A 24,053-nucleotide genomic window follows, 5' to 3' on the forward strand; every position below is an offset into this window, starting at 1 on the left:
GGGCGCGGGCGGGGGGGGGGGGGGGGGGGGGGGGCCGGCCGGGGGCGGCGGCCCCCCCCCCCCCCGCGCGTCTGCGCACGCCTGCGCACGGCCGCGCACGGCGAAGGGCCGCACCCCCGTCGCCGGGGATGCGGCCCTCGACTGCCCTGCGGGACCGCGTACCTGACCGCTTACTTGCGGATCAGGCTGCGCAGCACGTACTGCATGATGCCGCCGTTGCGGTAGTAGTCGGCCTCACCGGGGGTGTCGATGCGGACGACCGCGTCGAACTCGACGCCGGTGTCGGTGGTGACCTTCACCGTGCGCGGGGTGGTGCCGTTGTTGAGCTCCTCGACGCCGGTGATGGAGAAGGTCTCCTCGCCGGTCAGACCGAGGGACTCGGCGGTGGCGCCCTCCGGGAACTGCAGCGGCAGGACGCCCATGCCGATGAGGTTCGAGCGGTGGATGCGCTCGTACGACTCGGCGATGACGGCCTTGACGCCGAGGAGCGCGGTGCCCTTGGCCGCCCAGTCGCGGGACGAGCCGGAGCCGTACTCCTTGCCGGCCAGGACGACCAGCGGGATGCCCTGCTCGATGTAGTTGCGGGAGGCGTCGTAGATGAACGACACCGGGCCGCCGTCCTGCGTGAAGTCGCGGGTGTAGCCGCCCTCGGTGCCCGGCGCGATCTGGTTGCGCAGGCGGATGTTGGCGAACGTACCGCGGATCATGACCTCGTGGTTGCCGCGGCGGGAACCGTACGAGTTGAAGTCGCGGCGCTCGACGCCGTGCTCGGTGAGGTACTTGCCGGCCGGGGTGTCGGCCTTGATCGCGCCGGCCGGGGAGATGTGGTCGGTGGTGACCGAGTCGCCCAGCTTGGCGAGCACGCGGGCACCTGTGATGTCGGTGACCGGGGACGGCTCGTGGGCCATGCCCTCGAAGTACGGGGGCTTGCGGACGTACGTCGACTCCGGGTCCCACTCGAAGGTGTTGCCGGTCGGGATCGGCAGCGCCTGCCACTGGGCGTCGCCCGCGAAGACGTCGGAGTAGGACTTGTTGAACATGTCCTCGCCGATGGCGTTCGCCACGACGTCGTTGACCTCGGCCTCGGAGGGCCAGATGTCCTTCAGGTAGACCGGGTTGCCGTCCTGGTCGGTGCCCAGGGCGTCCTTGGTGATGTCCACCTTCATGGAGCCCGCGATGGCGTACGCGACGACCAGCGGCGGGGAGGCCAGGTAGTTCATCTTGACGTCGGGGTTGATCCGGCCCTCGAAGTTCCGGTTGCCGGAGAGGACCGAGGTGACCGCGAGGTCGTGGTCGTTGACGGCCTTGGAGACCTCCTCCGGCAGCGGGCCGGAGTTGCCGATGCAGGTGGTGCAGCCGTAGCCGACGAGGTTGAAGCCGACCTTGTCGAGGTACGGGGTCAGGCCCGCCTTGTCGAAGTAGTCGGTGACGACCTTCGAGCCCGGGGCGAGGGTGGTCTTGACCCACGGCTTGCGGGTCAGGCCCTTCTCCACGGCCTTCTTCGCGACGAGCGCGGCGGCGACCATGACGTACGGGTTGGAGGTGTTGGTGCAGGAGGTGATGGCCGCGACCGTCACCGCACCGTGGTCCAGCTCGTAGGTGGTGCCGTCGGGGGCGGTCACCGGGACCGGGTTCGACGGGGCGCCGTTGGGGGCGACGGCCGGGGCGTCGGAGGCCGGGAAGGACTCCTGGCCGGCCTCGTCCACGGAGTCGACGTAGTTGCGTACGTCCGTCTTGAACTGCTCGGCGGCGTTGGCGAGGACGATACGGTCCTGCGGGCGCTTCGGGCCGGCGATGGACGGGACGACCGTCGACAGGTCCAGCTCGAGCTTCTCGGAGAAGTCCGGCTCGGCCTTCGGGTCCAGCCAGAGGCCCTGCTCCTTGGCGTACGCCTCGACGAGCGCGAGCTGCTGCTCGGAGCGGCCGGTGAGCTTGAGGTAGTTGATCGTTTCGGCGTCGATCGGGAAGATCGCGGCGGTCGAGCCGAACTCCGGCGACATGTTGCCGATGGTGGCGCGGTTGGCCAGGGAGGTGGCGGCCACGCCCTCGCCGTAGAACTCGACGAACTTGCCGACGACACCGTGCTTGCGGAGCATCTCGGTGATGGTGAGCACGAGGTCGGTGGCGGTGGTGCCCGGCTTGAGCTCACCGGTCAGCTTGAAGCCGACGACGCGCGGGATGAGCATGGAGACCGGCTGGCCGAGCATCGCGGCCTCGGCCTCGATGCCGCCGACGCCCCAGCCCAGCACACCGAGGCCGTTGACCATGGTGGTGTGGGAGTCGGTGCCGACGAGGGTGTCGGGGTAGGCCTGCCCGTTGCGCACCATGACGGTCCGCGCGAGGTGCTCGATGTTCACCTGGTGGACGATGCCGGTGCCGGGCGGGACGACCTTGAACTCGTCGAAGGCGGTCTGGCCCCAGCGCAGGAACTGGTAGCGCTCCTTGTTGCGGCCGTACTCCAGCTCGACGTTCTGCGCGAAGGCGTCGTTGGTGCCGAACTTGTCGGCGATGACGGAGTGGTCGATGACCAGCTCGGCCGGGGCCAGCGGGTTGATCTTCGCCGGGTCGCCGCCGAGCTCCTTGACGGCCTCACGCATGGTGGCGAGGTCGACGACGCAGGGAACACCGGTGAAGTCCTGCATGATCACGCGGGCCGGCGTGAACTGGATCTCCTGGGAGGGCTGGGCCTGCGAGTCCCAGTTGCCGAGGGCGCGGATGTGGTCGGCGGTGATGTTCGCGCCGTCCTCCGTGCGGAGCAGGTTCTCCAGCAGGACCTTGAGGCTGTACGGCAGCCGGGCCGAGCCCTCCACCTTGTCCAGCCGGAAGATCTCGTACGACTCGTCGCCCACCTGCAGCGTGCTGCGGGCGTCGAAGCTGTTCGCCGACACGACAGTCTCCTTCATTGATGTGCGCGTACCACCGCATCCTGCCGCCACGCGAGCTTGGCCGATCCGCTAAGGTAAGGCTAAGTTAGGTAACCCTTACTGCCAGACCGATGATGCGTGCAGCTGCGGTGCGCCTCGGCAGATATCTCGATGTCGAGATAACTCTAGTACATGGGGGCTGGTTGGTCATGCCCCGGCCGCGGCAGGAGGGAGAAGTCACCCACGCTGGGGCCGCTCACACCGGCCGAGGCCGCGCGGCGCACCGCGCGGGCCGCGCGACCGCCGAGTGGGCCCGCGCCCGCGCGGGACGGCCGACGGTGGGTCACCACGCCTGGGGACGGGTGCCCTTGACTCCGGGGTCACGGCGAGCCCGCCGCCGCGCGCCGGCCATGGGGTGACCCAGGCGGGGTAGACGAGAGCGGACGGGACGTTCCCGGAGCACCAGCCGACCGAAGAAGGAGGCCCGATGCCCCTCACCTTCCGCAAGAGCTTCCGGATCCTGCCCGGAGTACGCCTGAACATCAACCGGCGCTCCTGGTCCATCACCACCGGCGGCGGCAGCCATGGGCCGCGGCACACCCACAGCAGCACCGGACGTCGTACGACATCGGTGGATTTGCCCGGACCTTTCGGATGGCGTCGTACGCGGAGTACCAGGCGCCGTTGACGGGCCATCACCCGAATGGACCCCCCAAGAGGTGCCATCTCATATCTGAGATAACCTCAGCCCCATGGCAGACGACTACCTCGTACGCATCGGCAGGCTCATCCGTGACGCCCGGCAGCACCGGGGCTGGACACAGGCGCAGCTGGCCGAGGCGCTCGGAACCAGCCAGAGTGCCGTCAACCGCATCGAGCGCGGCAACCAGAACATCAGCCTTGAGATGATCGCTCGAATCGGTGAAGCCCTGGACAGTGAGATCGTCTCGCTCGGCTACGCGGGGCCGATGCATCTGCGCGTCGTGGGCGGCCGGCGGCTGTCCGGCGCCATCGACGTGAAGACGAGCAAGAACGCGTGCGTGGCCCTGCTGTGCGCCTCGCTCCTCAACCAGGGGCGCACGGTGCTGCGCCGGGTCGCCCGCATCGAGGAGGTCTACCGTCTCCTGGAGGTGCTGAACTCGATCGGCGTACGCACGCGCTGGATCAACGGCGGCGTCGACCTGGAGATCGTGCCGCCGGCCGAGCTGGACATGGCGGCGATCGACGCCGAGGCCGCCGTCCGCACGCGGTCGATCATCATGTTCTTCGGGCCGCTGCTGCACCGCATGAACCACTTCAAGCTGCCGTACGCCGGCGGCTGCGACCTCGGGACGCGGACCATCGAGCCGCACATGATCGCGCTGCGCCGGTTCGGGCTGGACATCGCCGCGACGGAGGGGCAGTACCACGCCCAGGTCGACCGGACGGTCAGCCCGAGCCGCCCGATCGTGCTGACCGAGCGCGGGGACACCGTGACCGAGAACGCGCTGCTGGCCGCCGCCCGGCACGACGGCGTCACGGTCATCCGCAACGCCTCCTCCAACTACATGGTCCAGGACCTGTGCTTCTTCCTGGAGGCGCTCGGCGTCAAGGTCGACGGCATCGGCACCACCACCCTCACCGTGCACGGCGTGCCGCACATCGACGTCGACGTCGACTACTCCCCCTCCGAGGACCCGGTCGAGGCGATGAGTCTGCTGGCCGCCGCCGTCGTCACGGAGTCGCAGCTGACGGTGCGCCGGGTGCCGATCGAGTTCCTGGAGATCGAGCTGGCCGTGCTGGAGGAGATGGGCCTCGACCACGACCGCACCCCGGAGTACTTCGCCGACAACGGCCGGACCCGCCTGATCGACCTGACCGTGCGCCCCTCCAAGCTGGAGGCGCCGATCGACAAGATCCACCCGATGCCGTTCCCCGGCCTGAACATCGACAACGTGCCCTTCTTCGCGGCCATCGCGGCCGCCGCGCAGGGCAAGACCCTCATCCACGACTGGGTCTACGACAACCGCGCCATCTACCTCACCGACCTCAACCGCCTGGGCGGCCGCCTCCAGCTCCTCGACCCGCACCGCGTGCTGGTGGAGGGCCCGACCCGCTGGCGCGCCGCCGAGATGATGTGCCCGCCGGCCCTGCGGCCCGCGGTCGTCGTCCTGCTGGCGATGATGGCGGCGGAGGGCACGTCCGTACTGCGCAACGTGTACGTCATCAACCGGGGGTACGAGGACCTGGCCGAGCGGCTGAACTCGATCGGGGCGCAGATCGAGATCTTCCGGGACATCTGAAGGTTCTCATAGAAGCCACCACCGCGCCCCCTGACCTGCACGAGTGCAAGACGGGAGGGGGCGTACAGGCGCCCCTGGGACTTTTCTAGGACTCTGTCCGGGTGTGAAGGCTTTCGAGCGACACACACTCCACGCGACGCGTCGTCGGAAAGATGTCGCATGACGAGGGAGTGAGTTGGTACTCGTCGGACTCTGCGCCCGCCGCGCTCTCGAGATACGCCTCAGCGGGACCCCGTTCCAAGGTCGGTGAGCAAGTCGTCCAGCACCGTTTCCTCCTCGACCCGGACACCGCACTCGGCGAGAGCGGCGGCCAGGGCAGGGTCCCAGGGAGTTGCGGCGGGCGCGCCCGTCAACTCCGGGGCTTCGGCCACTGCGTTCACTGCTGCTCGGTAATCCGCCGCCGTGTAGCGCCACGGCCGCCAGGGGACGCTTCGCGCCAGGGCAGCGGCGATACGCACACCGCCCCAGTCGAAATCGCCGTGGTAGAGAAGGCGGGCTCCCCGCATGGACAGGTCGCGCAGCAAGGTGAGCGCGGCGGCCGACGGTTGCCCCTGGAGGCACACCATGGGCGGGCACTGCGGGCCGAGAGTGTCGGCGGCGGCGGACAGCACGGCCGGGTTCTCGCAGATGTGCACGGTTCCCGTCGTCGGAACGGAGGCAACCGGGGGGCGACCGGTGAGGGAGCGGAGTATCAGCACCGCCGGCTCCCCCGCGTCGGCCATCCAGTCGAGGGCCGGCGTACCGCGCAGGTTGAGGGTGAGGACGGTCGATGACAGGTCGTCCTTGAGCAGGCCCGCCGAGGCCCACGCCTCCCGCCGCCACTGCGCACCGGAGCCGTCGGGGAAGCCGGTGAGGCAACGGATGCCCGACAGGACGAGAGTGGCGAGCGGCGTCCCCTCGTCCAGGGCGTGGGCGCCCGAGAGGTTTTGTGCCGCGAACGTCGCCCGCGTTGTCGGGGGTGACGCGGGCAGCGCACGCAACACGCGCACGGCGGCCTCCACCAGGGGGCCCGCGGCCTCCGGTGTACGGGCGAGGCGCCGTACGAGACCGTCACCGCGGATCCGCTCGGCCCAGCGGGCCAGCTCGCCGTCGAGGATGCCGAGCGGAGCGTACGCCTCCTCCCAGGCCCGTTCCTCCCTGTTCCGTGTCTCGGCGTGCAGTACGACCGGGCCGGTGAGGGCGACGACGGCCGCCGCCAGTCCGTCGGGGCTGACCCCGGAGCGACGCAGGATCTCGTCCACGGTGGCGAGGCGAATGCTGAGGGAGCCGCTGGATCGTGGTACCCGTCCCAGCAGGCGTTCGGCGGCGCGCCGTCGGGACTCATCGGGGTCGGACAAGGTGACGGAGCCGGTGAGCGGCCGGCCGCTTGCCATGCGCTGCCGCACACGGTCCACGAACCAGGCGAGGCCGGGGTCGCCGAGCAGACGTCCGAGGCGCTCGGTATCGACGTCGGTCCGGGCTTCTGCCGACGGCGGCACGGCCGGCACCCCATCCACGGTGGCGGTCGGCGGTGTCGCGCGTCCGGCCGCCGTCCGGCCGCCGTCGCGGTCAGGCGGGGTCGCCGAAGGGGTCACGTCCACAGGGCCCCCTGTCCGCCGGAGCCGTCGACGACGGCCGTCCGCCCCGGCTCACCGGAAGGACTCACCGGTCCGTCGGCCCCCTCGCCGAAGTCGCCGACACCGGCAGCCGCCGCGAACGCGTCCGCCCGGGCATCGGGCTCCGTGCCGCGCCGCCGTTCGCTGCCGTTCCATTCCCACCGCGTCACCAGTACGGCGTCGATGTCGTGGCGTGAACGGGCCGTTCACGGTCGACACGCGTAAAGACGGCAAGAAGTTCGTGTATGTCGAGGCGCAGTCAACCAGCAGCCTTCAGACCGACCCAGAGCAGACGGCGCTCGCCGCCGCCCGCTATGGGATCCGTCGCACTCCGCGGCATCCCCCATCGATGTCATGGCTGTTCCCCCTCGTTCGTGCACAGCCCTGCGCCTGCCAGAAGGCTCCTGGCAGTGCCATCCAACCGAATCAGGGGGCATGATTTCTGGTGAATTCCACATCGAGTGGCACATAGGTACCCGGCCGCTCTCGCTGCTCCACTCGCATTCAAGCGCGCTGCTTCATCGCCTTCGCCGAGGTCACCCTGGAACGGCCCGACGTACTGGCCGACCTGCTGAACGCGGTCGCGTGAGCGTCCCGAGGTCGCCGTAGTCACCCCCCGAGGCTGTCCAAGCCGCCGGAGCTGAAGGCGATCGCACCGATGGTCACGTGGTCCGATCCGGACGACGGGCTGTGGACGCGCGGCGGTGCGATCGAGCTCGGCATCGCCGCGCCCTGGACCCTCATGATGGGTGCCGACGCGCTGGTGCGCAGGCGCAGCACCGACCCCGCCACGCTCGACGGCAGCCTCGGCAGGCTTCTGAAGAGCACCGGCCTGACGGCCGGCGTTCTTGTGCCGTGCCGGGTGCCGAGCGGTTACCCGCTCGTGGTGCCCGAAGCCGACAGGCGCCGCATCGATGCGGCGCCTGCTGGTCAGGGGTCAGAGGTGGGCGTTGTCCGTGAAGGTCCCGCAGGGAGCATGAGCGATACGGAGCACACCGTGGGGACGGTTCGGCTACAACTTTCCCGTCCTGAAGTCCGCGCTGCTCTTGAGGACCGCGGAGTCCATGGTCCAGTTCTCCGGCTGGACCCTCTCCCAGAGGCTTCCCTTGCCGAGTTCCCTGCCCAACTGATCCTCCCGGCGGAACCACTCCTCGGCGCTTCTGATCCTGTCGGGGTGAATTTCGTCGAGCAGGGCGTAGTCCCTGGTGATGATCCCGTGCTTCCACACGTTCCAGAAACCGGTGAAGTTGTCACGGAAACTCATGGTGCTCTTGTCGTCGGGGTCGGCGTTGTATCCGGCAGGGTGATCGGCGATCCCCGTCAGGTCCGGACTGTTCCAGTACGCGTCCAGATCGGTGTCGATGTACTGCGCCGGGTGCCCGGTGACCTTCTCGAATGCCGCGGCCATGTCGGCATAGGTCATGTGCTCGATGGCGACTTCGAGGTCCATGCCGTTGGCCCGTTCCGGGTGGTCGAAGAGCCAGCGGACGTAGAAACCGCAATCGTCCAGCGCCACGTGCGGGACGGCCCCTTCGCCGAGTGGGACTCGCCACGTGACGACACCGTCCTCGACGGTGGGCGTCATGGGCGTGAGCGGTGAGATCACCATCTCGATATAGGGACCCGAGGTGAAGACCGCCGCTCCCATCCGGTCCCTGTTCTTTTCGTTCTGGAACAGCACCCATTCGGCCATGCGGCCCTTGCCGTCATAGTGGCCGGTGCGAAACCTGGAGTCGTAGCCTGATTTCTTGAGGGCGTAGTCGAGGTTTCCGTAGACGAAGAACTTGATACCTTCTTCGATCGCTATCTCATAAGCGCGGATGGCCCAGTAGGTCTCCGTTTTCTCGCCGGTGTTGAACCCGTCGATGTTGACGAACACCCCGTCGCAGCCGCGAAATCCTTCGCGCAGTACGTCCTCATCGGCGAACGTCCCTTCCAGGATGGAGACGTTGCCGAGCGCGACGAGCGCCTGAGCTCGGGGGGAGGCGGCATCCCGGGTGAGGACCTTGACGGAGTACTTCTTGTCGGCGACAAGAGCGCGGACAACGGGCATCCCCTGAGCCCCTGTGCCGCCGATGACGAAGATGGAGGAGGTGGCATGAGTTGGCATGGCTTTGACTCCAGGTGAAAACCGATCGGTTTCCAATACGGTACACCGATCGGTTTCCAGGCGGCAACCGCCCAGACACGCGAAACCGTCCGACTCAATGGCCGTCGGTTGCTCGGGGGGGGCGCGCGGCATCGTGAACGGGACGGGTCCGAAGACCTCCATGCGCTTCCGTACGGCCGGACGGGAACTTTTCGACCGGGGTGGCGGACTCATAGAGCGAGTCGCCGGCCCTCACTGGCCGCCCTCTGTTCGCTCAAGACCATGTGCGGCGCCGCAGCATCCGTGGGCGCCGCCTCAGCCAAGGAGACACAGCTGATGTCGCTACGTGTTCAGATCCTCATGTACGACGGGGTGGAGGAGCAGGATGCCATCGGGCCGCGTGACGTGTTCGGGCACGCTGTACAGGCGGGCGGTCAGGTGGAGACGACGCTGGTGCGACCGTCGGCTCCTGGCGAGGTGACCTGCTTCTTCGGCACCAGGATCGTGGTGCCGGCCGCCTGGGAGCCCACCGATGCCGATGTGCTGATCGTGCCGGGCGGCGGCGATCACCTGATCAAGGACCCAGAGGTCCTGCGGAACCTTGTACGAGCCCAGCAGGCAGGAGTCACCGTCGCCGGTGTCTGCACCGGGGTCCTGGTGCTGTCCGCGGCGGGCCTGACCAACGGCCGTCCGTGCACGACGCACCACCTGGCCAAGGCCGATCTGGCCGCTCAGGGAGGCAGAGTGATGGACGCGCGCGTCGTCGACGACGGGAATCTGGTGACCGCGGGCGGTGTCACCAGCGGAATCGATCTGGCGCTCTGGCTGATCACCCGCGAGTGCGGAGCATCCGTCGCCCTCGGCGTCGAGTCCATCATGGAGTACGAGCAGCGCGGCGCCGTCTGGCGAAGCTCCTGATCACCGGCGCACAGACCGCCTCCGCAGAACTCGGCGTAGCGCAGGAGGGGGTGGACGCACCGACGGTTCGGGCTCACCGCCCGGGGTCCTGGTGAAGCCGGCGTCGTCGTCCTGGCGGTCTCCGGTCGCCGGGACCGGGCGGCGTAGGTGACCCTTCTCCGGCACGCCGGGGCCGTCTCCTCCCTGTGGAGGTGCCCCGCCGCCACAGGGCGACGTCCATGGACGCGGGCGGGTCGTCCTCGTCGCCGACCACGCGCTGGACCAGGGACCGCGCGCTGCGCCGAACCGGCCCGGTCCTCCATCCGGCGCGGAGCCCCGGAACCCTCTGCGGGTTCCGGGGCTTGGCCCAGGCGCACCCTCGGATCAGCGGTCGGCCGTCTCGGCGGGTCGGCTGTCGTCGTCCAGGGCGTCTTCGTCCGCGAGCGGTTGGGCCGCGTACGTGATCCGGATGATGCCGTCGGCGTGCCGTTCGGTGCGGGCGTGGACGCCGAAGACGTCGGCGAGGATCCGTGGGGTCAGTACCTCCAGGACCGGTCCCGCCGCCACCACGGTTCCCTCGTGCAGGACGACCAGGTGGTCGCAGAGGCGGGCGGCGAGATCGAGGTCGTGCAGGACGGCGAGGGTGGTGACGCCGGTGGCGCGGATGAGGTCGAGGAGCTCGAACCGGGCCCGGATGTCCAGGTGGTTGGTGAGCTCGTCCAGGACCAGCAGCTGCGGGTTCTGGGCCAACGCCCGGGCCAGCAGGACGCGTTGGCGTTCACCGCCGGACAGGGAGGCGTAGTCCCGGTCCGCGAAGGGTCGTACGCCGCAGCGGTCGACGGCGTCGGCCACGGCCCGGTGGTCCTCGGCTCCGTCACGGCCCAGCAGGCCGTGGTGGGGAGCGCGGCCGAGGGCGACGATCTCGGTGACGGTCAGCCCGGTGGTGTTGCCCCCCGCGTCCTGGAGGACGGCGGCGGTACGGCGGGCCGCGGCGCGGGGGGACAGCGCCCACACGTCGTCCTCGCCGACCCTGACGGCGCCGTCCGCCGGGCGCAGCGACCGGTAGACCGCGCGCAACAGGGTGGACTTGCCGCTGCCGTTCGGGCCGACGAGGCCGACGATGTCGCCCTTGCGGGCTTCGAGGCTCACGTCACGGAGGATCGCGGTCCGGTCCAGGGTGATGTGGATCTGGTCGACGGTCAGGTTCATGCGGTCAGTCCATCCCCTTGTTGCGGCGCAGCAGCCACAGGAAGAACGGGGCGCCGAGGAGCGCGGTGAGGATGCCCAGCGGCAGTTCGTTGGGGCGGTCGAGGGTGCGGGAGAGCAGGTCGACGAGGACCAGGTAGACGGCACCCAGCAGAGCGGTCAGGGGCAGCAGACGGCGGTGGTCGGCGCCGGTGGTCAGACGCACCAGGTGCGGGATCATCAGGCCGACGAAGCCGATGCTGCCGGCGACGGCGATGACGGTCCCGGTCAGCAGCGCGCTGAGCACCAGCAGCACAGCCCTCAGCCGGTTGACGTCGACACCGAGCGCGGTGGCGGACTCGTCGCCGGCCAGCAGCACGTTGAGGCGCCGGCCGAACAGGGACAACAGGGTGGTCGTGACGAGGACGACCACGGTGACCGTGGGGAGCTGGTCCCACCGGGCGCCCGCGACGCTGCCCAGCATCCAGAACATCACCGTCCGCAACTCGGTGGGCGTCGCCTGGAGTTGCACGTAGCTGGTGGCCGAGAGGAAGACATAGCCGACGGCGACGCCCGCCAGTACCAGCCGGGTCGGGGCCAGCCGTCCGCGCCGCTGCCCGAGCGCGAAGACGAGCGCCCCGGCGACGACCGCCCCGAGGAAGGCCGCCGCCGACACCCCGAGCCCGGCGAGTGCCGCGCCCCCGCCCAGGGTGATGACGAGGACCGCGCCGAGCGTGGCGCCGTAGGAGAAGCCGAGGACGATGGGGTCGGCGAGCGGGTTGGTCACCACCGTCTGGAGCACCGCCCCGGACACCGCCAGGCCCGCGCCGACCAGGGCCGCCAGGACCACCCGCGGGGTGCGGAAGTTCCAGACGATCTGGTCGAGCGCGGGGTCGGAGGGCGCCGCCCCCGCGCCGGTGACGTGATGCACGACGATCCCCCACACGTCCCCGACCGGGACGCTGACGGCACCGATGCTGATCGCCACGATCATGGTGGCGACCAGCGCGACCGGCAGGAGCGTGAACGCCAGCGGAATCCTGAGCCGGCTCAGAGGGCGTCCGGGTGCAGCAGCTCGGCGATCTTCTGCACGGCCAGGTCGTTGCTCGGGCCGAGGTACATCGAGTCGGACAGCGTCACGTACGCGTTCTTCCTGGCGGCCGGCCACTGGGGGAACTCCTTCAGCAGTTTCCTGGCGTAAGCCGCCGGGTTCGGGTCGTTGTAACTGATGACGACGACGGCGTCGACGTCGGTGGCGGCCACCTTCTCCTTGCTCAGGTCGGCGAAGGTGGCCTTGGTGGTGTTCGAGAAGGCGTTGGTGCCGCCGGCCTTGGCGAGGATGTCGTTGACGATGCCGTTGGCGAGGACCGAGCTGAAGTCGTCGCTGCCCATGGACATGTGGGAGAAGAGCACCATGACCTTCGGCTTCTTCTTCCCCGTGACCTTCTCGGAGACCGCCGCGATGTTGTTCTCGGAGGCGGCGATCAGCTTCTCGGCCCTGTCGCTGACGTTGAAGATCTTTCCCATGTCGCGCAGCAGCTGGTAGCTGTCGGCGACGGTCATTCCGGAGGGGTCGTCGTCACAGCCCTGCGGGGAGACGTAGCTGTTGGCGCCGACCTGTGCCAGCTGGTCGCGGGTGGCGAAGCCGTTCTTCTCGTCGAAGCCGTACGTGGTGACGGACAGGACGAGATCGGGGCGCAGGCCGAGCATCGCCTCGCGCGGGACGTCGTAGGCGTCGTTGACCTTGACGTCCCCGGTGGGCAGCTTCTTGATGGCGGCGGCCCGGCCGGGCACCTCCGACATGCCGTAGCCCTGCTGGTTGGCGACGATCTTGTCCTGGAGGCCGAGGGCGAGGAGGGTGGAGACCTCGGCGACGGAGGCGCCGTTCATCACGACGACCCGGCTGGGGGCCTTCTCGAAGGTCTCCTTCTGTCCGCAGTTGTCCAGGGTCACCGGGTAGCCGGTCTTCGAGGCCGCGGCCCCGGTCGTACTGTCGCTCGCCTTGTCGTCGGACGAGGAGGCACCGCATGCCGCCGTGAGCAGACAGAGGGCTGCGGCCAGGGCGGTGGCGACCGGCCGGTTCATCGACATGCGGGCTCCTTGGGTACGGACGTGCGGGCTGCGCTCACCGGGCTGAGGGGCTTGTGCGCTCACCCGGCTGAGGGGCTTGTGTTGCAGAAGTCGGGGCGAAGTGGCCCTGAGTTCCCGGCAGTTGCCGGCTGCTTTCCGGGCTTCGCCGGACGGACCGGACGGCCGTACTCCTCAGCCCGGACGTGGACGGCGCCCCGCCGCACCCGGGGCACGGCAGCAGCCGGTGCTCCCCGGTCGGGAAGCACCGGCCCTTCGCGTCAGGCCGCTCGGGCGGCCGGCGCCTCGGCCTCCAGGAGCTGCTTCTCCAGAGCCGCCCGGGCACGGGACACCCGGGAGCGGACGGTGCCGACAGCACAGCCGGTGAAGCCGGCCGTCTCCTCGTAGGACAGGCCGACCACCTGGGTCAGGACGAACGCCGTACGGCGTTCGTCGGGCAGCGCGTCCAGCAGGTCGAGCAGGGCCACGCCGTCGTCGAAGCCCGGCAGGCCGCACGGCTGTGTGCCTTCGACGGCCGCCTGCCAGTCGGGGGTGTCGGCGATCCGTGGCCGGGCGGCGGCACGGCGGAGGCTGTCGGCCACCGCGCGGCGGGCGATGGACAGCAGCCAGGTGCGGGCCGAGGCGCGGCCCTCGAAGCGGTGCAGGCTGCCGAAGGCCCGCGCGAAGGTGTCCTGGGTCAGGTCGTGGGCGGTCTGGGGGTCGCCGCTGAGGTGGGCGACGTAGCGCAGTACGTCGCCTTGCAGCGCGCGGACGAAGTGCTCGGCCGCGTGGGGGTCGCCGCTACGGGCGGCCAGCGCCCAGGCTGTCGCCGCCGCGTCCGACGAGACGCGTGCCGTGCGGGGAGCGGGCAGGAAGGTACCAGTCACGTGATGTCCTTCTCGGGTCGTCCGGGGCCGGCCCGTGAGAGGGGCGGCGCACCGGGCCTTGGGGTGCGGCCGTACGCGGTGGGTACGGCGATGCCCGGGGCCCGTCAGGAGCGTGTCGGCTCGCGGTGGCACGCGGATGTGCCGAGGCGAGGGGACGACAAGAAGGAGCCGCGCGTGAACGCGGCAGGACGAGAGGCGACGTGAGGCCCCGGTGGATCCGGCTGTCTCAGGCGACAGCGGCACCCGTGGGCGGGGCCCGAGAGGTGAGGGAACAGCACAGGAGAAGGCGCGCGGGAGCCGGGACATCGCCGGCTCGGCGCCTGCCCGCGAGGGGGCGGGGCAGTGGCGCGGGCCCGGCCAGCAGCATCAGCAGCGGCGCCACCAGCTTGGTGGCCGCCGCCCGCAGGACACGGAAGAACGCGCGCTCACCGTGGGCGAGCCACAGCCCGCACAGGGCCGCGGCCAGGAGGTGGGCGGCGAACATGGCGTACGAGGCCGTACCGCTCATGTCGGCCATGCTGTGCGCGTGCTGGACACCGGCCATGTCGTGGGCCATGGACCCCATGGCCGTCGCGTCGCTGTGCATCGGGCCCATGCCGCTCATGCCCATGCCGCTCATGTCCATGGAGCCCGGAGTGTGGGCCGCGACGCCGGGTCCCGACACGACTGTGGGCGTGAGGGACTGCGCCAGGGAGAACGTTCCGTGGAGCACCGCCTGCGCCGCGGTCACGACCGTGACGATCAGCGCGCGTCCCCGCTCGTGGCCGGCCAGCAGCCAGCCGGCCGTACCGGCCCCGGCCGCACCGGCGACCATGGCCCACCAGGGCACGGGAGTACCCGACATGGTCACGTGGCCGAGGGCGGCGAGCGGCACGCAGACGGCGGCGAACACACCGGCCCGCAGCGCACGGCACCACCCTCGGACAGTCATAGCGCGCCCATCTTCGCACCCGGCGTCTGATCGTCGTCAGATGGTACGTGCGGGCCCCCAGCCCACGACTCAGCGTCAGGACGGTGACCCACCTCACCCTCGACGGGCGGGAACCCGGCGGCCCGGCGGCACGACTACGGGAGGGGGGTCCGCGCACTCCTCGGCCCCAGCGTGCCGGGTCACGGGGCCGCCTGGCTCCTTCCGGGGCACCTGGGTGCCCGGGTGAGCAGCGCACCGGGACCAGGCGGGGCGAGCCGTCGGTGGACGGGGCCGCGGTCGCCCCGGCCGCCGCCGGCACCCGGTCCCGCGACGCGACACGGGGCGACCTGCCGCCCCGTCACCGCGGCCCGCCCGGGCGGAGTTTCAGTCCGCGACGAGCGTGATCTCCTGCTCCTGGGCCGCGCGGATGGCGGGCAGGGGCAGGATGCCCTGCGTCCGGAGTTCCACCAGCGTGGCCTTGACGCGGGCCGCGCCGGGCTGCAGCGCGCCGGCGGCGACGTGGCCCGTGTTCACCCAGGGGTGCTCGGCGCCGTCGCACACCGCTCGGGTGCCGCTGACACTGCGCCACAGGGTCGGGGGGTTCTGGGAGACGGTCGAGCTGACGAAGACGGGGCTGGTGCCGCCGAGGCAGCGGTAGGCGCCGGAGAGGGTGACGGTGCCGTCGGCGGCGACACGGCCGGTGGGGTCGACGGTGACGGTCTCGGCCGGTTCGGAGGTGGGGGTCGCGTCCGGGGCGGGGGTGGTGGTCTCGTTCGGATCGGGGGCGGCCGCGGTCGCCGCGGGGGTGGCCAGCAGGAACAGGGCGGCACCGGCGGCGGTCAGGGCAGGGCGCAACGGCATGGGAGGACCTCCTCTTCTGGGGTTTCCACTGGTACCGGGCGGCCATGCCCGCGCCGCTGACCGTCACCCCTTCGATGGCGAGTTGGCACCGGGCGTCGGCGAACGGTCGTGGAGTTGTCCTGGTGCTGTCACGGTCCACTGCCTCCTCTGGTGGCGGCGTCCGGATGGGCGCATGGTCGGTGCACGGGGCCCACCGAAGAGGCCGGCCCCACCGACGTGGAGGTGCGCCATGTGTGACCACCAGTCCCCCCGCTCCGCCGCCGGCACCGCGCACGTCGTCGCCGCCCACCCCGACCAGGGCTGGAGCCTGCTGTGCGACGGCACGATCGTCTTCGACGACTCCGGCGAACTGCTGCCCGACGGCCGGGTCGTGGCCCCCCACCGGGTGCCCGCCGAGCGGCTGACGATCGCCGCCTGATCACGTGCGCGCCACAAGCGCGCGGCGTCACCCGAGAGCCGTCGCGACAGCCAGTACGACCTCCCAAGCACCGCGCATACAATAAGTAATCATTACACTGCGCTCAGTAACGTCACGGCGTCGGAGGGCTCACTCGGTGATGGAGCGTGAGGAAGTTGTGCGGCGGCTGCGGGAGCTGTGCTCGACAGTGCTGTCCGTACCGGAGGAGGCGGTGACGCCACAGGCTCGGCTGGTGGCGGATCTGGGGGCCGACAGCCTGGACTTCGCGGAGCTGGAGGTGGCCGTGCAGGACGCTTTCGGGGTCGCCGTGGACAGGGGCGGTCGGTGGGGACGGGTGTCGACGGTCGCGGACGTGGCGGATCTGCTGCTGGCCCGGCAGATGCCGGACGGCGCCGCGGAGGTCCCGGCATGACGGCCGGCCGGGTGGTGATCACCGGCATGGGGGTGCGGAACCCGGCCGGGGACACGCCGGGTGCCCTGTGGGAGGCGTTGGCGCGGTCGCGGCCGGCGGCGGGTCCCGTGCGGTCCTTCGACGTGCCCGGGTTTCCGGTCGATGTGGCCTGCGAGATCGAGGGGTTCGACGCGGGCGGATACCTGACGCGGAAACAGACGGCTCGGGCCGACCGGTCGATGCAGTTGGCGTTCTGCGCGGCGGCCGACGCGATCGCGGACGCCGGTGGCCTCGCGGCGGAGACCGGGCGGCGCGCGGTGGTGACGGGATCGGCGTACGGCGGGCTGGTGACGCAGGAGGAGGCGCTGCTGCGGCAGGTGAACGGGGTGGGACGGCCGCGCCCGTCGAACCAGCCGATGGTGATGTCGAACGCCGGAGCGGCGCTGATCAGCATGGCGTACGAGATCGGCGGACCGAGTCTGACGCTGTCCACCGCGTGCGCCTCCGGGGCCCACGCGGTGGGCGAAGCCGCGCAGTTGGTGCGATCCGGAGCCGCGGACGTGGTGGTCGCCGGGGGGCACGACACTCCGCTGACCCCCACCACCATGCTGGCCATGTACCGGCTCGGCGCACTCGCCACCGGGTTCGCCGACCCCGCGCGGTCCTCCCGGCCGTTCGACGTGGAGCGCAGGGGGTTCGTGATGGCCGAGGGCGCCGCCTTCGTGGTGCTGGAGCGGCTGGAGTCGGCGCGGGCCCGTGGGGCTCGGATCTACGCGGAACTGGCCGGCTACGGGCGTAACTCGGACGCGCACCATCTGACCGCGCCCCACCCGGAGGGTGCGGGGGCGCGGGCGTGCATGACGGCGGCGCTGGCCGACGCGGGCGTGACGGCCCGGGAGGTGGTGCACGTGAACGCCCATGGCACCGGCACCGAGTTGAACGACCTGGTCGAAGCACGGGCGATCGCGTCCCTCTTCGGGGCCTGCGAGGTCCCGGTGACGGCGCCCAAGTCCGTGACCGGTCATGCGATCGGCGCGGCCGGGGCGGTGGAGGCGGTGATCGCGGCGCTGTCCGTCGCCGAGGGACTGGCGCCGCCCACCGCCAACCTGACCGAGCTGGACCCCCGCTGTGAGCTGGACGTGGTCACCGGCGCGCCGCGCAAGCTGCCCGCCGGGCCGGTCCTCAGCAACAGCTTCGCCTTCGGCGGGCACAACGCCTGTCTGGTGCTGGCCCCGGTGGAAGGGTTCGTCCCGTGACGAGCCACCGGCTCACGCCAGTGCCGCGCGGAACTCCTCGCCGAGCCGGGTGCGTCGGGGAACGAAGCCCAGCTCCGCGCGGGCCCGGTCGCTGGCGCAGGTCCACGCGGCCTGGTTGAGGTCACGGGCCTTGTCCCGGCCCAGGACCGGCCGGTTCCCGCACGACCGGCCGACGGTCTCCAGGAGCGTGGCCGCGGTCGTCAGCACCGGCCGGGGCAGGGGCAGGAGCAGGGGGGTGCGGCGGCCGAGGGTCCGGGCGAGGTACCGGTGGATCTCCGGGAGGCTGCGGGGCGTGCCGTCGCACACGTGGTAGACACCGGCGACGCTGTCGTCCGGGTCCAGACGGCTGCCCGCGGCCGACGCCAGGACGAGCGCGGCGCACAGGTCGTCGACATGGATCAGGCAGTACTCGGCGCGGCCCGCCGGGCGGATGCCGATGCCTGCCCGGACCATGGTGGCCAGGGTGGGCAGGAAGTCGGGGTCGCCCGGGCCGTAGACCACCGGTGGGCGGACGACGACGGTGGGCACGCGGTCGGCGTGGGCGCGTGCGACGTTCTCGGCGCCGAGCTTGCTGCGGCCGTAGTCCGACACGGGGGCGGGCGGGTCGGACTCGGTCCGGGGCCGGGCCGGGGTGGACGGGCCCGCGGCGGCCAGTGAGGAACACAGCACGACGGTGGGCGGGGTGTCGAGCGCGGCGGCGGCGCCGAACAGGGCGCGGGCGCCGGCGACGTTCGCCCGGTGGAAGTCGCGGGCGGTGGGGGCCCTGGTGGCGGCGGCCAGGTGGACGACGGTGTCGCACTCCCGCAGGGCGGCGGCCCGCGCACGGGTGGGGTGGACCCCGGCGGCCGACAGCCGCCGTACGGCGTCCGGGGCGGTCTCGGGCCGGACGAGGGCGGTCACGGTGTGACCCAGCCCGAGCAGATGGCGGGCGAGGTGGCCACCGACGAAGCCGGTGGCGCCGGTGAGGAGGACACGCATGGGACGCCGCCTCACAGTCCGAGTTCGCGAAGGACACGCATGGGACGCCGCCTCACAGTCCGAGTTCGTAGAGGCGGTGGGTGACGCTGCGTGTGCCGCCCATGGCGGCGATGCCGCGGTTGGCCGACGTGTTGTCCTCCAGCGTCCAGGCGGCATGGAGCGTACGCATGCCCAGTGCCCGGGCACGTTCCAGGCTGGCGACCCGCAGGAGCACGTCGATGCCCTGGCCCCGGTACTTTTCCAGGACGCCGATCAGCAGGGCCCGGCCCGTGTGCGTACGGCGCAGCGCGCGTGCCATGCGCAGCGCGCCGAGCGGAAGTCCGTGGCGCCACAGCCGGCCGCGTGCGGCGCGCAGGGCCGGGGCAGCGTCCAGCACGAGCATGCTGAACGCGACCGGCTCCCCGTCGATTTCGGCCACCAGGGCGACGCTCCGGCCCAGCAGCGGCCTCAGCTCCCCGAGGGCGTGGCCGAACTCGGCCCGGCTCCAGGGCACGAACCCCCAACTGCCGTGCCAGGCCTCGTTGTAGATCCGCCGCAGAGCCGTCGCCTCGTCGTCCAGCCGGCCGAGGTCGAGGGGGCGCAGGACGCAGCGGTGTCGCTGGGCGACCCGGTCGCGCAGCCGGGTGATGCGGTCCGGGACGGGGGCGGTCAGGTCGATCGTCCAGCTCCACAGGTCCTTGACGGGCTTGAGGCCGGACTCCTCGAACAGGTCCCGGTAGTGGGCCGGGTTGTACGGCATCATCATCACCGCGGGGGTGCCGAAGCCGTCGACGAGCAGGCCGCACTCCTGGTTGGTGGACAGGTTCAGCGGTCCCAGCATCCGGTCGCGACCGCGCCGGCGCAGCCAGTCGGAGGCGGCCGTGAACAGGGCGGCGGACACCTCGAAATCGAGGATGCTCTCGAAGAGGCCGAAGCCGCCCTCGCCCTGGCGTGGATCGTCCAGGGCCGCGATGCGGCCCACGACCTCACGGCCGCGGCGGACCAGGAACGGCTGGACCTCGGCGGACTCCCGGAAGGGATGACCGCGGGCCGGATCCAGGAGGGCGCGTTGGCCGGCGTCCAGCGGCGGGGTCCAGTGCGGATCGCCCGCGTAGAGCCGGTGGGGCAGCCGGATGAAGTCGTGCAGCTCCGAGCGGCGTCGGACCTGGGTGACGGTCGGAGAGAGAGGCATGAGGACCACCACTTGTCGAGCGGGCGTCGCGGCGTGCGGAGGTCAGCGGACCTCTGCGGCGGCAGGCTGGTGCGGTGCGGGCACGTGGGGGGCCGGGGTCGGGCGGGCGACGCGTACCGGCTCCCAGGTGGCGGGCGGGGTCGGGGGGATGACGCCCTCGGCCCGGCCGGCCGTGGCGAAGGCGTCGAGCACCCGCTCCAGTTGGTCGTCGGTGTGGAGCGGCGAGAAGGAGACTCGGAGCATCTCCTGTCCCTCGGGCCGGCCGGGGGCGACGATCGGGTTGACGTAGACGCCCGCGTCGAGCAGCCGGTGCCACAGGGCCAGGCAGCGGTCGTGGTCCCCGACGGCGACCGGGATGATGGGGCTGACCGAACTCCCGGTGTCGTAGCCCAGCGCGCGCAGCTCGTTGTGCATGCGTTCGGCCACGTCCAGGGCGCGATCCCGGCGCTCCGGCTCGGTCCGTACGATCTCCAGGGCGGCCAGCACCGTCGCCACGACGGGCGGGGCCATGGCGGCGGTGAACACCGTCGCCCGGGAGCGGCACCGGACGTAGTCGATCACGTCGGCCGGGCCGGCCAGGACCCCGCCGGCCGATCCGAGGCTCTTGGAGAAGGTCGCCGTCACCAGGTCGACCCGGTCCTCCAGGCCGAAGTGCTCGGGTGTGCCCCGGCCTGTCGCGCCCAGCAGGCCGAGGTCATGGGCGCAGTCGACGACCACGCGGGCGTGGTGACGGGCGGCGAGAGCGGTGATGCCGGGCAGGTCGCACAGGTCGCCCTCCATGGAGAACAGCCCGTCGGTGATGACGACCCGCCCGGCGTCGGGGCCGGCCTCGGCGAAGAACCGCTCGGCCCGCGCCACGTCGTCCCGGCGGAAACGGTGGTAGTCGGCGCCGGCCAGCTTGACGGCGTCGACCAGCGAGGCGTGGTTCTGCCGGTCGCCCAGGACCACGTCCCCCTTGTCCAGCAGACCGGCGAGCATCAGGTTGGTCTGCAGGCCGGACGGCGCGATGACGGCGGCCTCCCGGCCGAGGAACGCGGCGCAGGCGCTCTCGAGCCGCTCGTGGACCTCCCGTGTGCCGCACATGGGGCGGGAGCCGGAGCAGCCGGTGCCGTACTCGTGTACGGCCCGGACGGCGGCCTCCGCGAGCCTGGGATCACCGGCCAGGCCGAGGTAGTCGTTCGAGCCGGCCATCACCACGGTCCGGCCGTCGACGGTCGCCTCACCCGCACGGGCGGCCGGCAGCACGGGACGGAAGTAGGGAGAGGTTCCGGGTGGCCCGTACAGCCGGGCGGAGTCGAAGTCACGGCATTTGTCGAAGACGTCCACGGGGTGAACTCCTTAGGCCGGCGTGGCGAGGCGAGGGCGGGTCGGGGCGTTGGGCGAGCGGGGCCGTGCGGCGTCACGGCGTGCTCAGTGCGGCGTGCCGCCCCGGTCGCGGGCCGGGGCCGGCGTCCGCGAGTTCGGCGAGGGCGTCGAGCCACAGGGACGGCAACCGTTCGGCGTGCGGCAGGGACGAGTCGTGGATGGCGGTGAAGCGCGCGTTGCCGTTGATGCGGTGCAGGGTCGTGAAGCAGCGGGTGTTGCAGGTGAGCACGATCAGCGCGGCGGTGGCTGCGACGCGGGTGCCGAAACAGGTCCACACACCGGGGAAGGGCAGGTACGTCGCGGTCGCCAGGGAACGCTCGGAGCCCGCGGTCAGCGCCGCGCGCAGCAGGGCGGTGGGCACGGGCAGGGAGGTGGGCGAAGGGAAGCTGTTGCGGTAGCGGATGTCCTCCAGCCGGCGGTTGGCCTCGGTCACCCGGCGGGCCGCCTCCAGCGGGTCCGGTGTGGAGACCGGAAGGTCGATATTGGCGGCCACCACGTAGTTGCCGCCGATGTACTCGTCTCCGGCCCGCCGAACCGACATGGAGATGCAGACCGGCAGGTCCGGGGGCGCCGCGGCGGGGCCGGCGGAGTCGGTGAGCCGGCGCCAGGCCCGGAAGGCACCCGCGAGGGCGGTGAGGTAGACGTCGTTGACGGTGCCGCCGAACCGCCGGGCGGCTCCGCGCAGTTGGGACATGTCGACATCGGCGTAGGACCAGGTGCTGGGGCCGCCGGTCGGCGCGGACAACTCGGGCCAGTCCTTGTTGGGCCGGCGCGTCGTCTCCTGGAGGAGGCGCGCGATCCCGGCGACGGTCGGACGGCCGGGGCGGTGTCTCGGGAAGGGGGCGACGGGGCCGTCGCACAGGAGCGCGGCGGCGAGGTTGACGTGGCCCACGCCGTCCGTCAGTCCGTGGTGGAACCGCAGGCACAGCCGGTGGCGGTCGGCGGCGGGCGCCGTCTGCAGCCACAGGTCCCACAGCGGTGCCCGCGGGGAGGGCAACGGCCGGTCGATGAGGGTGCGGGTGGCGTCGTCGAGGCCTCCGGGTGCGGCCTCCATGTGCCGGACGTGCAGTTCCAGGTCCGGTTCGGCGTGTCCCCAGCGGGTGCTGCGGGGGCCGGCCGTACGGCACAGGACGGGGAGGCCGGGCAGCCGGGAGCGGACCCGGTCACGTACGGCGTCCAGGGTGGGCGCGGGGCCTTTCAGGTCGAAGACGGCTGTGGTGACCACCGGCTGCCTGGTGTACGACAGGAGGGCGCGGTCGAGGGGTGCGATGCGGTCGGCTGTCATGGGGGTGCTCCGTTCGCGGGTGTGGTGGTCACCGGGGCCTAGGCTCACGGACGGCTCGGCACACCGCGTTCCGCGAGCTCCGTCAGGAGTTCCGCGGCGCGAGCAGCGCCGTCCTCGGCTGCGATGTGGGCGGCGATCCGTCGTGCGCGGTGGCGGTGGGCGGGGTTGTGGACCGCGCGGCCGATGGCTTCGGCCAGGCGGTCGGTGGTGAGCTCGGCGAAGGGGACCGTGCCGCCGCTGACACCCAGCCGGCGGAGCCGTTCGGACCAGAAGGGCTGGTCGTTGAAGATCGGGACCGCCACCGCGGGCACTCCGGCGCGCAGCGCGGCGGCGGTGGTGCCCGCGCCGGCGTGGTGCACCACGGCGGCGGTACGGGGGAAGAGCCACTGGTGAGGTACTTCGCCGACGGTGAGGACGTCGTCGTGCTGCACCCGCAGCCCGGCCCAGCCGGCCTGCACCACGCCGCGCACCTTGGCCCGGCGCAGTGCGGCCAGGCACATGCGGGAGACCTCCTCGGCGCGGGCCGGCGGCATGGGCATGCTGCCCAGGCCGAGGTAGACCGGTGGCTGACCGGCCTGCAGGAAGTCGGTCAGCTCCGGGCCGGGGCGCCAGTCCCGCGGTGTGTGCGGCCACCAGTAGCCGGTGAGGTGGACGTGGGCCGGCACGGTGGCGGGGCGGGGGACGACGGCGGAACTGAACCCGTACCACAGCGGCCAGCTCCGCAGGCCGGCACGCCGGCGGGACAAGCTCTGCTGGGGCAGGCCCAGCCGGGCGCAGAGGCGACGCGTGTGCGGCGCCGCGAGGGTCAGCGTCAGATCGGGGAGCCGGCGCGAGAGGGCGAGGTTGCCGGTCCGGCCGAGCGAGCGGCGTCCGAGGCACATCGGCGCCCACTCGTCGGTCGGGTAGTGCGGCTGCAGGGCCAGGCCGACGCTGGGCAGACCCAACGCGTCGGCGACGATCTTCCCCACGAGGCCGTGTGCGCCGCTCGCCAGCACGATGTCGGTCCCCTGCCGCATGGCCGCGAGCATGCCCTCGCCGGCCGGGAGCGCGTCGGGCAGCAGTGTGCTCCCCACCGCGAGGCCGCCGCGGATGCCGTCCGCCCTGCGGGGCCGCCAGCGCATCGCGTGGAGGAGGTCGCCCGGTTCGCCGGGCAGGAGGCGGAAGCCGAGTCCGCAGGCGCGGATCATCGTGGCGTACCGCGCGTGGGTGGCGACGGACACCTCGTGTCCGTCCTGCCGTAGTCGTACCCCCAGGCCGGTGAGCGGCGCGACGTCGCCCATGGTTCCGGTCGTCGCGATCAGTACCCGCATGGCGGGACCTCCTTGTCCTCGGAGTCGGCGCGCCCGGGCGAAGCCCGGGACGTCCGGTGCGGCGTGCTGACCGGTGCTGTGACGACACCGCGGTCGCGGGCGCCGGGCGCCGGGGAGGACCGATGGCAGGAGTTGTTCGCCGGGGACCGCCGCCCGCCCATCCGCCGATTTCGCCCGGCTCACAGGCCAGCCACGCGCTGTAGCGAAGAATCGCACACAGTCACTTCCGCCGGTGGGAGCAC

The 24,053-nt window shown here is 71.7% G+C and carries 21 protein-coding genes and 1 pseudogene; 7 read left to right on the forward strand and 15 right to left on the reverse strand.

Translation table 11 applies throughout. The features are described from left to right. Positions 1 to 170 precede the first annotated feature (170 nt). Entirely contained in the window at positions 171 to 2,888 is a 2,718-nt protein-coding gene (acnA, locus tag ACPT94_RS23965; RefSeq protein WP_360337975.1) for an aconitate hydratase AcnA, read from the reverse strand. A gap of 463 nt (positions 2,889 to 3,351) precedes the next feature. On the opposite strand from acnA, the gene ACPT94_RS23970 reads away from it, so the two are divergent. After that, positions 3,352 to 3,552 (forward strand): DUF4236 domain-containing protein, encoded by a 201-nt coding sequence (locus ACPT94_RS23970; protein WP_360337978.1) that lies wholly within the window; start codon positions 3,352 to 3,354, stop codon positions 3,550 to 3,552. 64 nt (positions 3,553 to 3,616) lie between these two features. After that, on the forward strand, positions 3,617 to 5,146 hold the full coding sequence (locus ACPT94_RS23975; RefSeq protein ID WP_360337981.1) for a helix-turn-helix domain-containing protein: 1,530 nt from the start codon (positions 3,617 to 3,619) through the stop codon (positions 5,144 to 5,146). 221 nt (positions 5,147 to 5,367) lie between these two features. Here ACPT94_RS23975 and ACPT94_RS23980 read toward each other — a convergent pair whose 3' ends face one another. Both ACPT94_RS23980 and ACPT94_RS23985 read right to left on the reverse strand, forming a co-directional pair. Next, positions 5,368 to 6,633 carry a TIGR02679 family protein gene (locus ACPT94_RS23980; RefSeq protein ID WP_425246789.1) on the reverse strand — a complete coding sequence of 422 codons (1,266 nt, stop codon included), beginning with the start codon at positions 6,631 to 6,633 and terminating at the stop codon, positions 5,368 to 5,370. 83 nt (positions 6,634 to 6,716) lie between these two features. After that, the gene (locus tag ACPT94_RS23985) at positions 6,717 to 6,911 is read right to left on the reverse strand and encodes a hypothetical protein (protein ID WP_360338216.1); all 195 of its coding nucleotides are present in this window, start codon (positions 6,909 to 6,911) and stop codon (positions 6,717 to 6,719) included. 20 nt (positions 6,912 to 6,931) lie between these two features. On the opposite strand from ACPT94_RS23985, the pseudogene ACPT94_RS23990 reads away from it, so the two are divergent. Further along, positions 6,932 to 7,180, forward strand: a pseudogene (locus tag ACPT94_RS23990) (hypothetical protein); the annotation flags it as partial. 573 nt (positions 7,181 to 7,753) lie between these two features. Here the strand turns inward: ACPT94_RS23990 and ACPT94_RS23995 are convergent. Beyond that, positions 7,754 to 9,013, reverse strand: coding sequence for an NmrA family NAD(P)-binding protein (locus ACPT94_RS23995; RefSeq protein WP_425246790.1), 1,260 nt, complete (start codon positions 9,011 to 9,013; stop codon positions 7,754 to 7,756). Positions 9,014 to 9,166: 153 nt separating this feature from the next. Between ACPT94_RS23995 and ACPT94_RS24000 the strand changes: the two genes are divergently transcribed. Further along, the gene (locus ACPT94_RS24000; protein WP_425246791.1) at positions 9,167 to 9,748 is read left to right on the forward strand and encodes a DJ-1/PfpI family protein; all 582 of its coding nucleotides are present in this window, start codon (positions 9,167 to 9,169) and stop codon (positions 9,746 to 9,748) included. 363 nt (positions 9,749 to 10,111) lie between these two features. Here the strand turns inward: ACPT94_RS24000 and ACPT94_RS24005 are convergent, their stop codons facing one another. The 6 genes from ACPT94_RS24005 to ACPT94_RS24030 form a co-directional block, all read right to left on the reverse strand. Next, positions 10,112 to 10,936 carry an ABC transporter ATP-binding protein gene (locus tag ACPT94_RS24005; RefSeq protein ID WP_425246792.1) on the reverse strand — a complete coding sequence of 275 codons (825 nt, stop codon included), beginning with the start codon at positions 10,934 to 10,936 and terminating at the stop codon, positions 10,112 to 10,114. A gap of 4 nt (positions 10,937 to 10,940) precedes the next feature. Beyond that, positions 10,941 to 11,906 carry a FecCD family ABC transporter permease gene (locus ACPT94_RS24010; RefSeq protein WP_360337996.1) on the reverse strand — a complete coding sequence of 322 codons (966 nt, stop codon included), beginning with the start codon at positions 11,904 to 11,906 and terminating at the stop codon, positions 10,941 to 10,943. A 56-nt stretch (positions 11,907 to 11,962) separates the two neighbouring features. Continuing rightward, complete coding sequence (locus ACPT94_RS24015; RefSeq protein ID WP_360337999.1) at positions 11,963 to 13,003, reverse strand: ABC transporter substrate-binding protein; 1,041 nt, start codon at positions 13,001 to 13,003, stop codon at positions 11,963 to 11,965. A 257-nt stretch (positions 13,004 to 13,260) separates the two neighbouring features. Further along, the gene (locus ACPT94_RS24020; RefSeq protein ID WP_360338002.1) at positions 13,261 to 13,866 is read right to left on the reverse strand and encodes a sigma-70 family RNA polymerase sigma factor; all 606 of its coding nucleotides are present in this window, start codon (positions 13,864 to 13,866) and stop codon (positions 13,261 to 13,263) included. A 226-nt stretch (positions 13,867 to 14,092) separates the two neighbouring features. Beyond that, positions 14,093 to 14,797, reverse strand: coding sequence for a hypothetical protein (locus ACPT94_RS24025; protein ID WP_425246793.1), 705 nt, complete (start codon positions 14,795 to 14,797; stop codon positions 14,093 to 14,095). 363 nt (positions 14,798 to 15,160) lie between these two features. Further along, positions 15,161 to 15,637 carry a DUF6299 family protein gene (locus ACPT94_RS24030; RefSeq protein WP_425246794.1) on the reverse strand — a complete coding sequence of 159 codons (477 nt, stop codon included), beginning with the start codon at positions 15,635 to 15,637 and terminating at the stop codon, positions 15,161 to 15,163. Between the two features lie 229 nt (positions 15,638 to 15,866). Here ACPT94_RS24030 and ACPT94_RS24035 point away from each other — a divergent pair, with 229 nt between their 5' ends. From ACPT94_RS24035 to ACPT94_RS24045, 3 genes are all read left to right on the forward strand, one after another. Then, positions 15,867 to 16,055 (forward strand): DUF5999 family protein, encoded by a 189-nt coding sequence (locus ACPT94_RS24035; protein ID WP_360338011.1) that lies wholly within the window; start codon positions 15,867 to 15,869, stop codon positions 16,053 to 16,055. A 139-nt stretch (positions 16,056 to 16,194) separates the two neighbouring features. Further along, positions 16,195 to 16,467: an acyl carrier protein gene (locus ACPT94_RS24040; RefSeq protein ID WP_360338014.1), complete on the forward strand. Its 273-nt coding sequence runs from the start codon at positions 16,195 to 16,197 to the stop codon at positions 16,465 to 16,467. Next, a complete protein-coding gene (locus ACPT94_RS24045) occupies positions 16,464 to 17,702 on the forward strand; it encodes a beta-ketoacyl-[acyl-carrier-protein] synthase family protein (protein ID WP_425246795.1) in 1,239 nt (412 codons plus the stop codon). Before ACPT94_RS24040 ends, ACPT94_RS24045 begins: the two co-directional genes overlap by 4 nt. 12 nt (positions 17,703 to 17,714) lie before the next feature. Here the strand turns inward: ACPT94_RS24045 and ACPT94_RS24050 are convergent, their stop codons facing one another. The 5 genes from ACPT94_RS24050 to ACPT94_RS24070 form a co-directional block, all read right to left on the reverse strand. Further along, entirely contained in the window at positions 17,715 to 18,680 is a 966-nt protein-coding gene (locus ACPT94_RS24050; RefSeq protein WP_425246796.1) for an NAD-dependent epimerase/dehydratase family protein, read from the reverse strand. Between the two features lie 52 nt (positions 18,681 to 18,732). Further along, complete coding sequence (locus tag ACPT94_RS24055; protein ID WP_360338023.1) at positions 18,733 to 19,851, reverse strand: GNAT family N-acetyltransferase; 1,119 nt, start codon at positions 19,849 to 19,851, stop codon at positions 18,733 to 18,735. 42 nt (positions 19,852 to 19,893) lie between these two features. Continuing rightward, a complete protein-coding gene (locus ACPT94_RS24060) occupies positions 19,894 to 21,177 on the reverse strand; it encodes an aminotransferase class I/II-fold pyridoxal phosphate-dependent enzyme (protein WP_360338026.1) in 1,284 nt (427 codons plus the stop codon). Between the two features lie 73 nt (positions 21,178 to 21,250). Then, positions 21,251 to 22,501, reverse strand: coding sequence for a wax ester/triacylglycerol synthase domain-containing protein (locus tag ACPT94_RS24065; RefSeq protein ID WP_425246797.1), 1,251 nt, complete (start codon positions 22,499 to 22,501; stop codon positions 21,251 to 21,253). A 44-nt stretch (positions 22,502 to 22,545) separates the two neighbouring features. Next, positions 22,546 to 23,811, reverse strand: coding sequence for a glycosyltransferase (locus tag ACPT94_RS24070; RefSeq protein ID WP_360338032.1), 1,266 nt, complete (start codon positions 23,809 to 23,811; stop codon positions 22,546 to 22,548). Between the last annotated feature and the right edge of the window lie 242 nt (positions 23,812 to 24,053).

The sequence above is a fragment of the Streptomyces aurantiaciflavus genome (assembly GCF_049808595.1).
In the GTDB taxonomy this organism is placed as follows: Bacteria; Actinomycetota; Actinomycetes; order Streptomycetales; family Streptomycetaceae; genus Streptomyces.

What these genes read in the sequence shown, in the direction of transcription:
- ACPT94_RS24040 (WP_360338014.1), top strand. Translation starts at nt 16,195, where the DNA reads ATGGAGCGTGAGGAAGTTGTGCGGCGGCTGCGGGAGCTGTGCTCGACA.
- ACPT94_RS24070 (WP_360338032.1), bottom strand. Translation starts at nt 23,811, where the DNA reads ATGCGGGTACTGATCGCGACGACCGGAACCATGGGCGACGTCGCGCCG.
- ACPT94_RS24005 (WP_425246792.1), bottom strand. Translation starts at nt 10,936, where the DNA reads ATGAACCTGACCGTCGACCAGATCCACATCACCCTGGACCGGACCGCG.
- ACPT94_RS24010 (WP_360337996.1), bottom strand. Translation starts at nt 11,906, where the DNA reads ATGATCGTGGCGATCAGCATCGGTGCCGTCAGCGTCCCGGTCGGGGAC.
- ACPT94_RS24015 (WP_360337999.1), bottom strand. Translation starts at nt 13,003, where the DNA reads ATGTCGATGAACCGGCCGGTCGCCACCGCCCTGGCCGCAGCCCTCTGT.
- ACPT94_RS23970 (WP_360337978.1), top strand. Translation starts at nt 3,352, where the DNA reads ATGCCCCTCACCTTCCGCAAGAGCTTCCGGATCCTGCCCGGAGTACGC.
- ACPT94_RS24030 (WP_425246794.1), bottom strand. Translation starts at nt 15,637, where the DNA reads ATGCCGTTGCGCCCTGCCCTGACCGCCGCCGGTGCCGCCCTGTTCCTG.
- ACPT94_RS23995 (WP_425246790.1), bottom strand. Translation starts at nt 9,013, where the DNA reads ATGGAGGTCTTCGGACCCGTCCCGTTCACGATGCCGCGCGCCCCCCCC.
- ACPT94_RS24000 (WP_425246791.1), top strand. Translation starts at nt 9,167, where the DNA reads ATGTCGCTACGTGTTCAGATCCTCATGTACGACGGGGTGGAGGAGCAG.
- ACPT94_RS24025 (WP_425246793.1), bottom strand. Translation starts at nt 14,797, where the DNA reads ATGACTGTCCGAGGGTGGTGCCGTGCGCTGCGGGCCGGTGTGTTCGCC.
- ACPT94_RS24065 (WP_425246797.1), bottom strand. Translation starts at nt 22,501, where the DNA reads ATGACAGCCGACCGCATCGCACCCCTCGACCGCGCCCTCCTGTCGTAC.
- ACPT94_RS24035 (WP_360338011.1), top strand. Translation starts at nt 15,867, where the DNA reads ATGTGTGACCACCAGTCCCCCCGCTCCGCCGCCGGCACCGCGCACGTC.
- ACPT94_RS24050 (WP_425246796.1), bottom strand. Translation starts at nt 18,680, where the DNA reads ATGCGTGTCCTCCTCACCGGCGCCACCGGCTTCGTCGGTGGCCACCTC.
- ACPT94_RS24055 (WP_360338023.1), bottom strand. Translation starts at nt 19,851, where the DNA reads ATGCCTCTCTCTCCGACCGTCACCCAGGTCCGACGCCGCTCGGAGCTG.
- ACPT94_RS23975 (WP_360337981.1), top strand. Translation starts at nt 3,617, where the DNA reads ATGGCAGACGACTACCTCGTACGCATCGGCAGGCTCATCCGTGACGCC.
- ACPT94_RS24045 (WP_425246795.1), top strand. Translation starts at nt 16,464, where the DNA reads ATGACGGCCGGCCGGGTGGTGATCACCGGCATGGGGGTGCGGAACCCG.